General features: G+C 66.8%; 16 protein-coding genes. All 16 read left to right on the top strand.

All coding sequences use genetic code 11. The features are described from left to right. Positions 1-332: 332 nt before the first annotated feature. The 16 genes from nirD (at position 333) to IHD13_RS12380 (ending at position 14,969) form a co-directional block, all read left to right on the top strand. On the top strand, positions 333-650 hold the full coding sequence (gene nirD / locus IHD13_RS12455; protein ID WP_146801682.1) for a nitrite reductase small subunit NirD: 318 nt from the start codon (positions 333-335) through the stop codon (positions 648-650). Between the two features lie 4 nt (positions 651-654). Further along, entirely contained in the window at positions 655-963 is a 309-nt protein-coding gene (locus tag IHD13_RS12450) for a recombinase-like helix-turn-helix domain-containing protein (RefSeq protein WP_195861374.1), read from the top strand. 38 nt (positions 964-1,001) lie between these two features. Then, a complete protein-coding gene (locus IHD13_RS12445) occupies positions 1,002-2,033 on the top strand; it encodes an aromatic ring-hydroxylating dioxygenase subunit alpha (protein WP_326838351.1) in 1,032 nt (343 codons plus the stop codon). Position 2,034: 1 nt separating this feature from the next. Then, positions 2,035-2,793, top strand: a complete 759-nt coding sequence (locus IHD13_RS12440; RefSeq protein ID WP_195861373.1) for an SDR family oxidoreductase — start codon at positions 2,035-2,037, stop codon at positions 2,791-2,793. A 12-nt stretch (positions 2,794-2,805) separates the two neighbouring features. Beyond that, positions 2,806-4,014: an NAD(P)/FAD-dependent oxidoreductase gene (locus tag IHD13_RS12435; protein WP_195861372.1), complete on the top strand. Its 1,209-nt coding sequence runs from the start codon at positions 2,806-2,808 to the stop codon at positions 4,012-4,014. Between the two features lie 49 nt (positions 4,015-4,063). Then, the gene (locus tag IHD13_RS12430; RefSeq protein WP_195861371.1) at positions 4,064-4,291 is read left to right on the top strand and encodes a DUF2798 domain-containing protein; all 228 of its coding nucleotides are present in this window, start codon (positions 4,064-4,066) and stop codon (positions 4,289-4,291) included. 289 nt (positions 4,292-4,580) lie between these two features. Beyond that, the gene (locus tag IHD13_RS12425; protein ID WP_195861370.1) at positions 4,581-5,708 is read left to right on the top strand and encodes an FAD-dependent monooxygenase; all 1,128 of its coding nucleotides are present in this window, start codon (positions 4,581-4,583) and stop codon (positions 5,706-5,708) included. Between the two features lie 69 nt (positions 5,709-5,777). After that, positions 5,778-6,758, top strand: a complete 981-nt coding sequence (gene dctP / locus IHD13_RS12420; protein WP_195861369.1) for a TRAP transporter substrate-binding protein DctP — start codon at positions 5,778-5,780, stop codon at positions 6,756-6,758. A 73-nt stretch (positions 6,759-6,831) separates the two neighbouring features. Beyond that, positions 6,832-7,344 carry a TRAP transporter small permease gene (locus IHD13_RS12415; RefSeq protein WP_195861368.1) on the top strand — a complete coding sequence of 171 codons (513 nt, stop codon included), beginning with the start codon at positions 6,832-6,834 and terminating at the stop codon, positions 7,342-7,344. A gap of 43 nt (positions 7,345-7,387) precedes the next feature. After that, positions 7,388-8,704, top strand: coding sequence for a TRAP transporter large permease (locus IHD13_RS12410; protein WP_195861367.1), 1,317 nt, complete (start codon positions 7,388-7,390; stop codon positions 8,702-8,704). 62 nt (positions 8,705-8,766) lie between these two features. Next, positions 8,767-10,329, top strand: a complete 1,563-nt coding sequence (locus IHD13_RS12405; RefSeq protein ID WP_195861366.1) for a sulfatase family protein — start codon at positions 8,767-8,769, stop codon at positions 10,327-10,329. Between the two features lie 362 nt (positions 10,330-10,691). After that, entirely contained in the window at positions 10,692-11,504 is an 813-nt protein-coding gene (locus IHD13_RS12400; RefSeq protein WP_195861365.1) for an IclR family transcriptional regulator, read from the top strand. A 73-nt stretch (positions 11,505-11,577) separates the two neighbouring features. After that, complete coding sequence (locus IHD13_RS12395; protein WP_195861364.1) at positions 11,578-12,510, top strand: VOC family protein; 933 nt, start codon at positions 11,578-11,580, stop codon at positions 12,508-12,510. 268 nt (positions 12,511-12,778) lie between these two features. Next, the gene (locus tag IHD13_RS12390; RefSeq protein WP_230086279.1) at positions 12,779-13,300 is read left to right on the top strand and encodes a cupin domain-containing protein; all 522 of its coding nucleotides are present in this window, start codon (positions 12,779-12,781) and stop codon (positions 13,298-13,300) included. A 31-nt stretch (positions 13,301-13,331) separates the two neighbouring features. Continuing rightward, positions 13,332-14,165 (top strand): alpha/beta fold hydrolase, encoded by an 834-nt coding sequence (locus IHD13_RS12385; protein WP_195861362.1) that lies wholly within the window; start codon positions 13,332-13,334, stop codon positions 14,163-14,165. Between the two features lie 9 nt (positions 14,166-14,174). Next, positions 14,175-14,969, top strand: coding sequence for an SDR family oxidoreductase (locus IHD13_RS12380; protein WP_195861361.1), 795 nt, complete (start codon positions 14,175-14,177; stop codon positions 14,967-14,969).

Genomic DNA, 14,969 nt, shown 5'->3' with positions numbered 1-14,969 from the left:
CACCCAGTTAACCAAGCTGGAAGCCTGAAGAGCGGCGCTTCGCGCCTGGAAGCTGGAAGAAATACCCGGCCCGGCTTCGCCGGGAGTGGTAAGCCTTAAGCTTGAAGCTGGAAGAAAATCCTTGGCGCTGGCTTTGGTGGCAACATGCTGCCTTCCAGCTTCCAGCTTCCAGCTGGTGTGGCCCTTGCGTCCCCTTCTCATGAATACTATATAGTATTGACAGGCGGGGCGGCTCGACTATACTCGCCTACATAGGATCAAATAATAAATCGTGTTTCATTACTGATACGCGAGCACGGACGACCCACGCATCCAATGATGAGGACGACCCCATGAGTTGGACCCCTGTCTGCAAGACCGATCAGGTGCAGGAAGACTTCCCCTTCTCCGCCAAGCTGGGCGACAAGGAGATCGGCGTCTATGTGCTGGACGGCGAGTACTACGCCCTCGAGGACGTCTGCCCCCACGCCTATGCGCTGCTCTCCCAGGGCTTCGTCGAGGATGGCCAGGTGGAGTGCCCGCTCCACGAGGCGGTATTCGACATCAAGACCGGCAAGTGTCTGCGCGAGCCCGCCGACCGGGACCTGCACGTCTACCCGGTACGCATCATCGACGACGAAATTCAGCTGCAAGTCAGCGAGGAGGCCTGAGCCCATGTCCACCCCCCTCGACCACAATCCCGAGCTCAAGACCTGGGCCCGCATCATCCCCTCCTCGGAGCCGGGTCAGGGCCATATCGAACGCCCCGGCGGCTTCGATAACCGGGTCTGGCAGAACCGCCAGCGCGCCCCGGAGGCCTTCGAACTGGCCCTGGTGGCGGCCCTGGAGGCCGTCTTCGAGAGCGGTGCCAGCGAGCTCGATGAGGTGATCGCCGGGCTCAATGCCCGCCATAGCCAGGATCGCCAGGGCCAGCCCTGGACCGAGGAGAGCTTCCTCCAGGAGATGGCGGTGCTGGGTCAGTAAGGCCGCGCCCCGAGACAACGACAATCAAGGTGAGAGAGATGACGACAGCCGCTTCCATGGACGCCGACGTCCAAGACTATCTCGATACCGGCCTGCGCTCCCTGTGGTACCCGGTGGTGGCCAGCTGGGAGGTGGGCAGTAACCCCCTGGGCATTACCCGCCTGGGCGAGAACCTGGCCCTGTGGCGCGATCATGACGGCGTGGTGCATGCCATCGAGGATCGCTGCCCCCACCGCGGCGCCCGCCTCTCCAAGGGCTGGAACCTGGGCAACCGCCTGGCCTGCTGGTACCACGGCGTCGAGGTGGACGGCGAAGGCACCGTCTGCGACGTGCCGGCGATCAGCAACAGCCCCATGGTGGGCACCTCCTGCGTGCGTCACTACCCGGTGCAGGAGGCCCATGGCACCATCTTCGTCTTCTTCGGCACTACCCCGGACGAGGAGCCGCCGGCGCTGGAGCTGCCCGAGCAGCTCACCGACGAGGCCACCTATGGCAACTTCCTGTGCACCGCCACCTGGAAGTGCAACTACCAGTATGCGGTGGATAACGTCATGGACCCCATGCACGGCACCTACCTGCATGCGGATTCCCACTCCATGGCCGAGGGCGACCGCCAGGCGGAGATGGTGCTGGAGCCCACCGCGACCGGCTTCGTCTTCAAGAAGACCGGCCAGACCGGGGTCAACTTCGACTGGGTGGAGTACGGTAACAGCGGGGCCCTCTGGCTGCGCCTGTCGATTCCTTACCAGCAGCGCTTCGGGCCGGGCGGTCCCTTCTGGATCGTCGGCATGGCGGTGCCCGAAGACAAGGAGCACACCCGGGTCTTCTTCTGGCGGGTGCGCAAGGTCGACGGTTGGCAGCGCCAGGTGTGGCGTTTCTTCTACCGCACCAAGCTCGAGGGCCTGCACTGGGACGTGCTGGAGCAGGATCGCGTCATCCTCGAGAACCTGGCGCCGGACGCCCGTCACCACGAGAACCTCTACCAGCACGACGTGGGCCTCTCGCGGCTGCGTCGGGTGATGCTGAAGATGGCCAAGGCGCAGCTCGCCAAGCGCCAGGAGGCGGCCTGAGATGGCCGGGCAGGGGCTGGCCGGCAAGCGGCTGATGATCACCGGCGCTGCCCGCGGCCTGGGGCGTAGCATCGCCGAGGCCGCCGCCGCCGAAGGCGCGCGCCTGGTGATCAGCGATATCCTCGAGGCGGAGCTGACCCAGACCGCCGCGGCGCTGCGCGAGGGCGGCGCCGAGGTGGAGGCGCTGGTGATCGATCAGGGCGATGCCGCCTCCATCGAGTCGGGCCTGGCGCGGGTCGCCGAGGGCGGGGCCCTGGATGGCCTGGTCAATAACGCCGCCATCGCCACCAATGTGGGCGGCAAGACCCTGGACGAGTACGACCCCGAGCTGTGGGACCGGGTCATGGCGGTGAACGTGCGCGGGGTCTGGCAGATGACCCGGGCGGCGCGGCCACTGCTGGCCCAGGCCAAGCGCGGCAAGGTGGTCAATGTGGCCTCCGATACCGCCCTCTGGGGGGCGCCGCGGCTGATGGCCTATGTGGCCAGCAAGGGCGCGGTGATCTCGATGACCCGGGCCATGGCCCGGGAGCTGGGCGAGCAGGGCATCTGCATCAACGCCATCGCCCCGGGGCTGACCCACTGCGAGGCCACCGAGTACGTGCCCGAGGAGCGCTACGCCTACTATGCCGCCGGGCGCGCCCTCAAGGAGGAACAGCACCCCCGGGACATCGACGGCACCGTGCTCTACCTGCTCTCGGACTGGTCGAACTTCGTGACCGGTCAGCTGATCCCCATCAACGGCGGCTTCGTCTTCAACTAGGGGGAAAGGACCATGTCCAGCGAGGAGATTTCCCGCATCGTGGTGATCGGCGGTGGCCAGGCCGGCGGCTACGCCTGCAAGGCGCTGCGCGGCGAGGGCTATGCCGGCCGGCTCACGGTGGTGGCCGACGAGCCCCACGACTTCTACGAACGCCCGCCGCTCTCCAAGGGCGTGGTCACCGCGGACGAGCCGCTGCCGCGGCTCTTCCCGGAGGACAGCCTGGCGGCCCTCGATATCGACTGGCGGCGCCCCCGGCGGGCCTCGGCCATCGATCGCCAGGCCCAGGAGGTGGTGCTCGACGACGGCGAGCGCCTGCCCTACGACCGCCTGCTGATCGCCACCGGCAGCCGGCCACGGCTGCCGGTACCCGAGTGGGCGGAGATCGACCATGTCATGACCTTGCGCACCTGGGACGACGCCACCCGGCTTAAGGCACGGCTCGGCGAGAGTCGACGCCTGGGGGTGATCGGTGGCGGCTGGATCGGCCTGGAGGTGGCCTCCAGCGCCCGCAAGCTGGGTCTCGAGGTGGATGTCTTCGAGCGCGCCCCGGCCCTCTGCGGACGCAGCGTGGGACCGGAGGTGGCCGAGGCGATCCGCGAGCTCCATGAGCGCCACGGCGTGGGCCTGGCGCTGAACCGCCAGGAGATCCAACTGAGCGAGGCGGCCGATGGACGGGTGACGATCACCGCCGATGGGGAAGCCCGCGCGCCCTACGACCTGGTGGTGGTGGGTGTCGGCGTCGAGATCAACCTTGAGCTGGCTCGCGACGCGGGTCTGCGCACCGAGCAGGGCATCGTGGTGGACGCCGCCGGCCAGACCTCGGACCCACGGATCTTCGCCGCCGGCGACGTCTCCCAACACCCCCAGTTGGGGCTCTGCCTGCAGTCCTGGGCCTATGCCCAGAACCAGGCCCGGGTGGTGGCCGAGGCCATGCTCGGCCAGGCGGCCCACTACGACGAGCCGGCCTGGCTCTGGTCCGATCAGCACGGGGTCAATATCCAGATCCTCGGCGTGCCGAGCGGCGAGCTCCGGTGCGTGGTGCGCCGGGAGGCCCAGGGGCCGGTGTTCTTCTATCTCGATGACGCCCAGCGCCTGGTGCAGATGGTGGCCTTCGACCAGCCGCGGGCCATCAAGCTGGGCAAGCGCTGGATCGCCGCCGGTCGGGTGCTGGATGCTGGCGAGCTGGCCGACCCCGACTTCAACCTGATGTCGCTGCGCTAAGCGCCTGATCGGGGAGGGGGCCGTGCCTCCTCCCGCCTCGGGAGTCCTTATGCTGATCCCGTCCCGCTATGGTCACTGGGTCGTCTCCGTGCTGATGACCACTTATATGGCGGGGCTGATGACCCTGGCCATCACCCTCGTCAATACCGGCCTGGATGGCGCTTTCCTCGGTCGCTGGGGGCGTTCCTTCCTGATCTCCTGGCCCATCGCCTTCGGCCTGATCACCCTGGGGCGGCCGCTGGTCCTGCGCCTGGCCGACAAGCTGATCCGTCATTGATCCTGCGCCTGGCCAGCCAACCGGTCCGTTATCGATCCTCCTGTCGCCAATGGCCGCCCCCTGTCTCGGGGCGGCCATTGGCGATTTCGATGTTTGACAAAGCCTCGGGCTCGACCTACAGTCTGACTATCAAATAATAAACTCTGTTTTATATATGAAATAAATGCCGGCCCGGAGAGGCGGATAGAGCAGAGACAAGGACGGAAGGACCTGCGCACTTCCCTGGCGCATCCCGGGAGCCAAGGCTCCCTCCAAGACGTTCCCAGTGAGCTCGAGAGACAGGTGGGGTATGACAAAGCTAAGAATCGGTATCTGTGGTGGTGGTGTGGGTGGTCTCTGTGCGGCCATTGCCTTGCGTGAGGCGGGCCATGAGGCCATCGTCTTCGAGCAGGCCAAGCAGTTCCTGCGCATCGGCGCCGACGTGAACCTGACGCCCAATGCGGTGCGCGCCCTGGATCGCCTGGGCGTGGGCGACGTCCTGCGGGAGACCGCGGCGCGGCCCACCCACCGCCTGAGCCGCACCTGGGACAGTGGCGAGATCACCTCCAAGCTGCCCATGAGCGATGCCGCCGAGGCCAAGTATGGCGCGCCCCAGCTGACCATCCACCGTGGCGACCTGCTCAAGGCCCTGGAGGCCAAGTTGCCGGAGGCGGCGCTTCGACTGGGCAGCAAGGTGGCCCGTGTCGAGGCCGGCGAGCAACCGGTGGTGCATTTCGAGGATGGCAGCAGCGAGCGCCTGGACGTGGTGATCGGCGCCGACGGTATCCACTCCGCGGTACGCCGCTCCCTGTTCGGCGACGACAGCCCCGAGTTCACCGGCCTGGTCTCCTACCGGGCGGTGGTGCCGCGCAGCGCCGTGCCCGAGGTGGAGAACCTGGATGCCTTCACCAAGTGGTGGGGCGAGAGTGCCGACAGCCAGGTGGTGGTCTTCCCGCTGACCCGCGGCGAGGAGGTCTTTATCTTCGCCACCACGCCCCAGGAGGGCTGGCGCGAGGAGTCCTGGACCCTGCCCGGTGACGTGGACGAGCTGCGCGAGGTCTACAAGGATTTCCATCCCGACGTGCGTGCCCTGCTGGCGGCCTGCGACAGCGTGACCAAGTCGGCCCTCTATGTGCGCGAGCCCATGGAGCGCTGGTCCGAGGGGCATGTGACCATTCTCGGCGATGCCGCCCACCCCATGGTGCCTTTCATGGCCCAGGGCGCCTGCATGGCCATCGAGGATGCCGTGGTATTGTCGCGCTGTCTGGCCGAGGCCGATCGCGAGGCGGTGCCGGCGGCCCTGGCCCGCTACGAACGGGCCCGTCGCGAGCGTACCGCCCAGGTACAGCGCGGCTCGCGGGCCAACAACTGGCTGAAGGGCGAGGGCAATGCCGACTGGGTGTATGGCTATGATGCCTGGGGCGTGGCCCTGGACTGAGTGACGAGCGCTGGATCGACAACAACGAGAGCCAAAATAATGAGAGCCACAATAATGAGAGAGAGTGCAATGAAAACAACGACGCTGACCTCCCTGGTGGCCGGGATCTCCCTGGCCGGACTGAGCCTCACCGCCGCCGCCGATGCGGTGACCCTCAATGTGGTGAGCTTCACCCCCAAGACCGCGGCGGTCTCCGCCGGCTTCGAGCGCTTCGTCAATGCGGTGAACGAGGAGTTCGAGGGCGAGCTGGCGCTGAACTGGCGCGGCGGCCCCGAGGTGATGCCGCCCTTCCGCCTGGCCGATGCGGTACGCAACAACTCCATCGACATGGCGCTGATCAGCCCCAGCTACTATTCCGGCCTGGTGCCCTCCTCGAGCAGTGCCAACTTCTCCTTCAAGACCTACGAGGAGATCCTCGAGAGCGGCTACTACGATCGCATGACCGAGATCCACGCCGAGCGTGGCCTGCGCTACCTGGGCGAGATTCCCGCCACCGACGTCAAGTTCTTCCTCTTCTTCAAGGATCGCATCGACGGCATCGATGACCTGCGCGGCAAGCGCATCCGGGTCTTCCCCACCGGCCTGCCTTTCATCGAGGCGCTGGGGGCCAATGGCCTGGTACTGCCCATCGGCGAGATCTATACCGCCATGGAGCGGGGCGCCATCGATGGTTTCATGCAGGGCAACCTGGGCTGGGCCGAGCAGTACGAGGACGTGGTCAACTACTACATCACCCCGCCGTTCTACCGCGCCGGCTTCAGCGTGCTGGTCAGCCAGCGGGCCTGGGATCGCCTGCCCGAGGCGCTGCGCGGCGAGCTCCAGGACTATGTGCGCCATACCCTGGGGCCGGAACTCGACCAGAGCTGGGGTGACGTGATCGCCGCCGGTAACGCCGAGGTTGCGGCCGCCGGTTTCGAGGAGATCGCCTTCGAGGGCGAGGAAGCCGAGCGCTACCTGCAGATCGCCATCGACGCGGCCTGGGAGCATATGCAGGAGCAGATCGGCAACGACGAGCTGACGGCGGAGCTGCGCGCCATGCTGGTGGAGTGATCCACCCCGGTGGGGTGCCCCGGCCCATCCAGGACGGGGCGCCTCCGACTTTCCCTACTTCAGGTGGCTCGATATGCAACAGTCACTCACCCGCGGCAAGTCTCTCCTGTCACTTCTTATGCGGGGCGTGAGCCGTTTGAACCTGCTGCTGGCGGGCATCAGCGCAGCCACGCTGGTGGCCGCCACGGCAGCCGTCTTCTGCGAGATCCTGTCGCGACTCTTCTTCGGCAAGTCGCTGGTCTGGGTGGTGGAGCTGAGTGGCTATGCGCTGCTCTACATGACCTTCCTCGGCGCCCCCTACCTGCTGGAGAAGAATCGCCATGTGGCCATCGATATCGTCACCGAGCACCTGCCGCCGCGGCTGCAGAGGCCGCTGGCGTTCCTGGTGGCGCTGTTCGGCGCGGTCATCTGTCTCTATGCCGCCTGGTATGGCCTGGCGGTGACCCTCGACCAGTACCAGTTCGGCTCCCGCGAGACCACCGTGCTGGCGCCGCGCAGCTACCTGCTCACCTGGGTCTTCCCCCTGGGCATGGTGCTGCTCTCTATCCAGTTCGTGGCACAGGCCGTGGCCTGTCTGAAGCGCTGACCCCGTCGGCCCACCCGACTCAGGCCCCCTGTGGAGGTATGTTATGGATTGGTGGCTAACGCTATCGCTTATTCTCGGCGCCCTGCTGGTATTGATGATGCTGGGGCTGCCGGTGGCCTTTTCCTTTCTGGCGGTGAACCTGGTGGGCGCCTATGTCTTCCTGGGCGGCACCTCCGGTATCGAGCAACTGGTGATCAATACCACCGATGCCCTGACCAGCTTCACCCTGGTGCCCATCGCCATGTTCATGATCATGGGCGAGGTGATGTTCCGCTCCGGCATCGCCAATGACCTGATGGACACCCTCGACAAGTGGTTCGGCAAGCTCAAGGGACGCCTGGCCTTTATGGCGGTGGGCGGTGGGGTGCTGTTCTCCACCCTCACCGGCAACAGCATGGGCGCCATCGCCCTGCTGGGCTCCAGCCTGACCCCGGAGATGGAGCGCCGCGGCTACAAGAAGCCGATGTCGCTGGGGCCGATCATCGGCTCCGCGGGGCTGGCGATCATGATTCCCCCCAGCGCCCTGGCCGTGGTATTGGGGGTGGTGGCGGAGATCTCCATCGGCCGGCTGTTGATCGCCATCATCCTGCCGGGGCTGCTGATGGCGGTGCTCTATTCGCTCTATATCTGGGGACGCTGTACCCTGCAGCCGGACCTGGCGCCCTCCTTCGACGTGGAGCCGACGCCGCTCAGGGTCAAGATGGAGGCGGGGGTGCGCAATATCCTGCCCATCGGCTTTATCGTCTTCGCCGTGGTCGGGGTGATCTTCCTGGGCCTGGCCACGCCCACCGAGGCGGCGGCCTCAGGCGCCGTGGCCACCATCCTGCTGGCCCTGGCCAAGCGCCGCCTGACGCTGGAGAACTTCCGGGTTTCCATGTTCGAGAGTGCCAATATCTCGGTGATGGTGCTGCTGATCGTCGCCGGGGCGGTGGCCTTCAGCCAGCTGCTGGCCTTCACCGGCACCACCTTCGGCATGATGGACGCGGTGCTCTCCCTGCCGGTCAACGACCATATGATCGTGCTGGCCATGGTGCTCACCGTGGTGCTGCTGGGCATGTTCATGGGGCCGCTGCCGATCATGCTGATCACCCTGCCGATCTTCGTGCCGGTGGTGGATCAGTTGGGCTTCGACACCATCTGGTTCGCGGTGCTCTTCCTGCTGGCCATCGAGACCGGCTCCACCTCGCCGCCGCTGGGCGCGGCCCTGTTCGTGATGAAGGCGGTGGCGCCCCAGGGCACCACCATGGGCAGCATCTACAAGGCCGCCATCCCCTTCCTGATCTGCGACTTCCTGGCCATCGGCATCATCTTCGCCTTCCCGCAGATCGTCACCGTGCCGGTCGGCTGGATGTTCGGCTGAATCCCCCTCCCCGGGTCAGGCGTGCTGCCGGGTCCGGGAGGGTGGGTCGTGGAGAGATTCCTATGCGACGCCCCAGTTTCGTGATCTTTATCACCGACCAGCAGCGTGCCGATCACCTGGGCTGCTACGGCAACCCCATGGTGAAGACGCCGCATATCGACGGCCTGGCCGCGGCCGGAGTGCGCTTCACGCGCTTCCACGTGGTCACGCCGATCTGCCAGCCCAACCGGGCGGCGCTGGTCACCGGTCAGATGCCCTCGGTGAATGGGGTGCGCCAGAACGGCATCCCCCTGGGACTCGATAGCCTCACCTTTGCCGAGGTGCTGCGCGGGGAGGGGTACCGCACCGGCTATATCGGCAAGGCGCACTTCCAGAACGTCACCGATATCCCGGCGCCGCCCCGGACCCCGGGGGGGGAGGGCGACACCCCGGGGCTCGCCCTGGCACGACGCGATCAGCGCCAGGGTGACGACTACGGCTGGGAGGTGCGCCGCCGCTGGGCCGAGCAGCCTGGGCTCGCGCTGCCCGGCCCCTACTATGGCTTCGAGCACGCCCGGCTGTGCATCGGCCACGGCGACCTGGTGGATGGCCACTACACCGCCTGGCTGCAGGCGCGCCACCCCGATCCGGATTCTCTGCGCGGCCCTGCCAAGGCCCTGCCGTCCACGGTGACGGCCCCCCAGTGCTGGCGCACCGCGGTGCCCGAGGCGCTCTATCCCACCGCCTATGTTCAGGCGCAGGCCTGCGAGTTTCTCGCCGATCAGGACCCCGAAACGCCCTTCGTGCTGGTGGTCTCCTTTCCCGATCCCCATCACCCCTTTACCCCGCCGGGGCGCTACTGGTCGATGTACGACCCGGACGCGGTGGAGCTGCCGGCCTCCTTCCACCATCCGGTGGAGGCCATCCCGGGGCTGCCCGAGTCCGCCCTGGAGGCCTATCGCTGGGGCGCCGAGGATCCGCAGAGTCACTGGCCCTTCGCGGTGAGCGAGCGCCAGGCCCGGGAGATCATCGCCCTCAACTACGGCAGCATCAGCATGGTGGACGATGCCGTGGGCGAGGTGCTGGCCGTCCTGAAGGCCCGGGGCCTCGCCGACGATACCGTGGTGGCCTTCACCTCGGATCATGGCGACTACATGGGCGATCACGGCAGCATGCTCAAGATGGGCCTGCACTTCCAGAGCGTGCTGCGGGTGCCGCTGATCTGGCATGACCCGCGGCGACCAGGCGAGGGTGAGGTCTGCGGGCGCCTGGGCAGCGCCATCGACCTGGCGCCCACGCTGCTGCAGCGGGCCGGCCTCAAGGTGCCGATCGGCATGCAGGGCCTGGACCTGTTCGGCGCGGCGCCGGCGCCGGACGTGCTGGTGGAGGACCCGGGCATCCAGGTGTTCCGCGACAGCGAGGCGCGGGCGAGCATCATCAGCCTGGTCACCGAGCGCTGGCGGCTGAGCCTCTTCGAAGGCGAGGCGGGGGGCGAGCTCTATGACCTGGTGTCGGACCCTCACGAGCTCAGCAACCGCTGGGACGATCCCGCTTGCCGGGCGGTGCGCCTCGACCTCCAGGCGCGGTTGAGCCAGCGCCTGATCGCCCTGCGCGACCGCAGCCTGGTGGCCACGGCCCGCGCCTGATCCTTCTCCGCCTCTCCCTTCCTCCCCGGTTTTTCTCACAAGCCCTCGGTCATCGCCGGGGGCTTCTATTAATCGCTATATAAATCAGTCAATTACGCTTGACATCTTGCGCCATGGCGAGCCTTGACAAGGGCCCGATAACCACCTATCTTGGTTGTATCAAATAATAAATCGTATTTCATATTTGAAATTATCGAAACGGGCCGCGAGGCCAACCGAGACACCGGACGAGATCGACTCTCCCAGGGCCATGGCCGCGGAAGCGACTCGAGGTGCCAGACGACCGAAGCGCGCAGACATGCCGCGCGACAGAGGCAGGGGTATGCTGGTACCCGAATGGCCAACCAAGGAGAGCACGCCCTATGAGCAATAAAGACGAGCGCAAATACCTGATCCCCGGCCTGGAGCGGGGCCTGACGATCCTGATGGAGCTGAGTCGCAACCACCGCGAGATGAGCTTCGCCGAGATCGCCAAGCGGGTGGACATTCCCAAGGCCACCGCCTACCGGGCCATCCAGACCCTGGAATACATGGGCTTCCTGCGTCGTCACCCCACCACGGGACACTACTCCCTGGGGGTCAATGTGCTGCGCCTGGGCTTCGAGTACGTGGCCTCCCTGGACGTGGTGCAGGTGGGGCAGCCGGTGATCGAGTCGCTGCGCGATGCCACCGGCTGCTCCAGCCATATCGCCATTCGCGATGGCCAGGACGTCATCTACGTGGCTCGGGTCAGCGCCGCCAATGCCACGGTGCGCCGGGTCAGCGTCGGCACCCGGTTGCCGGTGCACCGCACCTCCCTGGGGCGGATGCTGCTCACCGGGCTGAGTCGCGCCGAGTTCGAGGCCCTCTACCCGGATGACGACCTGCCGGATGCCAAGCCGGGGGCACCGGACAGTCGCGAGGCGCTGTGGGAGCTGGTCCAGGAGGATCGCCGCCGGGGCTATGTGGTGGCGGAGTCCTATTTCCAGTTCGGGATCTCCTCCATCGTCTACCCGATCCGCAATGCCGACGGCGAGATCGAGGCGGTGGTCAGCATCATGGTGCCGGTGCATGAGATCCCCGCCGAGGAGCGAGAGCGCCTGCGCGGCCATGTGGCCGAGGCCTCCGAGACCATTTCCGGCCTGCTGGGGTACCAGGGGGATGCCGCCGGCCGGAGCCAGGGGCAGGAGCCCTAGCACGAGAGACAAGGGCCGGCGTCAGACGCCGAGCCACGAGACAACCAGCGCGTCGAGGACGCAGGAGAGAGCGATGAGCATCGTGGGTATCGAAGAGTTGGAGTTCGGCGTCGAGGATCTCGAGGTCGCCAAGCGGTTCCTGGAAGACTTCGGCCTGAGTGCCGCGGGCAGTGATGCCCAGGGGCGGGATGCCTTCGAGACCCTCAATGGCGCGCGCCTCAGCGTGGCCGGCGTGGATCATCCCAGCCTGCCCGCCGCCTTCGAGGAGGGCTCCACCCTGCGCCGCATGACCTGGGGGGTCGTCGATGCTGAGGCCCTGGAGGCCCTCAAGGCGCGCCTGGCCGACCGGCCCGGCTATGTGGACCAGGGCGACGCCATCCAGTGCACCGACCCCAACGGCATGACGGTGCGCATCCGCGTCAGCGCCCTGCGCGACGTTCAGCTCGAGGTGACCCCCATCAACCAGTGGGGCGACATGCGCCGGATCGATGCGCCGAGCCCGGTCTACGAGCGGGCCACCCCGGCCTCCATCGGCCATGCGGTCTTCTTCGTCGATGACCTGGAGGCCACCGAGGCCTTCTATCGCGACACCCTGGGCTTTGCCGTCTCCGATCGCTATACCGATCGCGGTGTCTTCCTGCGCATGCAGGCCCGGGGCGGCCACCACAACCTCTTCCTGCTCAAGCTGCCGCATCGCGGCCGGGGCCTCAATCACGTGGCTTTCACGGTACGCGATATCCACGAGGTGATCGGCGGCGGCCTGGCCATGAATCGCAAGCAGTGGAGCACCTTCCTGGGCCCGGGGCGCCACCCGATCTCCTCCGCCTACTTCTGGTACGTGAACAGCCCCCTGGGCGGGGCCTTCGAGTACTACACCAACGAGGACTACCTCACCGAGGCCTGGGTGCCGCGGGAGATGCAGCACTCGGTGGAGTCCTTTACCGAATGGGCCATCGAGGGCGGCATCGACGCCGAGACCCGGCGCCAGAAGAAGGCCGAGGCATAACGCCGCAATCACGAATTAATAACGACCCTGGCGAACAAGAAAGTACCGACTCGATAACGAGGCAATAACGACCCAGACACTTATTCAAAAGCCTTGATCATTGATTAATGAATAAGCCGATTGCCACTCCGTGGGTGATCAGGGGATGCCTTTGTCTCGAAAAACACGAAAGTGCGGTGAGCCAACACCCGAGTCGTGATGGATAGACCCTAAGGGGTCACGATATTTCCCGGAAACGTCCGTGGACACCGATAAAGAGGAAACGATGATGTCAGAGATGCTCGAAACCTGGAAAAAGCCCGACGACCTCTCCTTCCAAGAGTGGATGGAGACCCGCGTGGCCCGCTTCAAGGGGCGCAAGTACGACTGGAACGCCCTGAAGTTTCAGGCCGACTTCGACCCCAAGTATCGCCGTGCCCAGATGCGTTATATCGGCACCGGTGCCACCGGCGTCAAGGCGGATACCAATACCATTCCCGCCGAGCACTTTACCTTCTCCACCATGGTGCTGCCGGCCAAGTGCGAGGGGCCACTGCATGTGCATGACGATGTGGAAGAGGTCTTCTTCGTGCTCAAGGGCACCATCACCCTCTTCCTCAAGGATGGCGACAATTATATGGAGACGGTGCTCGAGGAGCGTGACGTCATCTCGATTCCGCCGCGCATCTATCGGGGCCTGTTCAACCATGGCGAGGAAGAGGCGCTGATGTGCGTGATGCTGGGGACGAACAAGCCGCAGATCCCCACCTATCCGGAGGATCACCCCCTCTCCAAGGTCAAGCGCAACTAAGCCCGCCATCGGCCACCCGAGGAGGACCACCGTGGACGCCAAACGCCTCAACCTCGACAGCGGAGTCCAGTGCTACCGCGAGCAGACGCGGCCCGAACCGGCCCCGACCCTGGTGCTGCTGCATGGCATCAGCTCCGGCGCCGGCTCCTGGGAGACGCTCGCCGCGCAGTTGCCCGGCTATCGCCTGCTGGCCTGGGACGCCCCGGGCTACGGCGAGAGCCGGCCACTGGAGGCCAAGGCGCCCCGCGCCGCGGACTATGCCGAGCGTCTGGAGGCCTGGCTGGCCGGGCTCGGCGTCCAGCGCTGCGTGCTGGTGGGCCACTCCCTGGGGGCCATGATGGCCGGCGCCTACCTGGCCGCCCATCCGGGCCGTGTGGCCGGGGTGGTACTGGCGGACCCGGCCCAGGGCTATGGCGATGCCGATGAGGCCAAGCGTGACGAGGTCTATCGCAGCCGCTGGACGCAACTGATGGAGCAGGGCCATGGCGCCTATGCCAAGGCCCGGGCGCCGCGGCTGCTGCGCGAGGGCGCCGATCCGGCGGAGATCGCCCGGGTCGAGGCGGAGATGGGCAAGCTCCATGTGGAGGGCTTCGCCCAGGCCGGCTGGATGCTGGCCAATGACCAACTGGGACGCTACCTGGCCGGCACGCCGGCGGTGCCGACCCTGGTGCTGTGCGGCGACGAGGATCGCATCACCCCGCCCGAGGATGCCCGAGCCCTGGCCGATCGTCTGGGGCTGCCCTACCGCGCCATCCCGCGGGCCGGCCACGCCAGTTATATCGATGCCCCCGCGGCCTTCGCCGCGGCCCTCGACGACTTCGCCCGTCCGCTGCTCGGCGCGGCGAATGCCTCAGAGACCCCTTAGGAGAGTCCCATGAGTTTCCTGATCGAACGACGCGTCGCCGTGGTCACCGGCGGTTCCTCCGGCATCGGCCTGGAGGCGGTACGCCTGCTGCTGGCCCAGGGCGCCCGGGTGGCCTTCTGCGGCCGCAATACCGAGCGTCTCGAGGCGGCCCGGGCGGCACTGCTGGAAGCGTTTCCCGACGCCGAGCTGCTGGCCGAGCCTTGCGACGTGCTGGACGAGGCCTCCTGCGCCGACTTCGCCGCCGCGGTGGCCGAGCGCTTCGGTGGCGCCGACATGCTGATCGCCAATGCCGGCCAGGGCTATGTGGCCCACTACGACGACACCCCCAAGGAGGCCTGGCTCGCCGAGGCCAACCTCAAGCTGTTCGGGGTGATCAACCCGCTGAACGCCTTCCGCGCCCAGCTGGCTGCCTCCGAGATCGGCTCCCTGACCTGCGTCAACTCGCTGCTGGCGCTGCAGCCGGAGCCCCACATGATCGCCACCTCGGCGGCCCGGGCGGCGCTGCTCAACCTGACCCACTCCCTGGCCCATGAGCTGATCGACGAGGGCATCCGGGTCAACTCCATCCTGCTGGGCATGGTGGAGTCGGGCCAGTGGCGGCGTCGCTTCGAGGCCCGCGATGACCGCTCCTTGAGCTGGGAGCAGTGGGTCGCCGGCATCGCCGCCAAGCGCGGCATCCCCATGAAGCGCCTGGGGCGCCCCGAAGAGCCGGCCCGCGCCCTGGTGTTCCTGGCCTCGCCCCTGGCCTCCTTCACCACCGGCGCCGCCCTGGACGTTTCCGGTGGCTTCAACCACCACCTCTGA

This window comes from Halomonas sp. 328, assembly GCF_015645095.1.
GTDB lineage: Bacteria > Pseudomonadota > Gammaproteobacteria > Pseudomonadales > Halomonadaceae > Bisbaumannia.
This window is presented reverse-complemented; position numbering and strand designations above follow the sequence as displayed.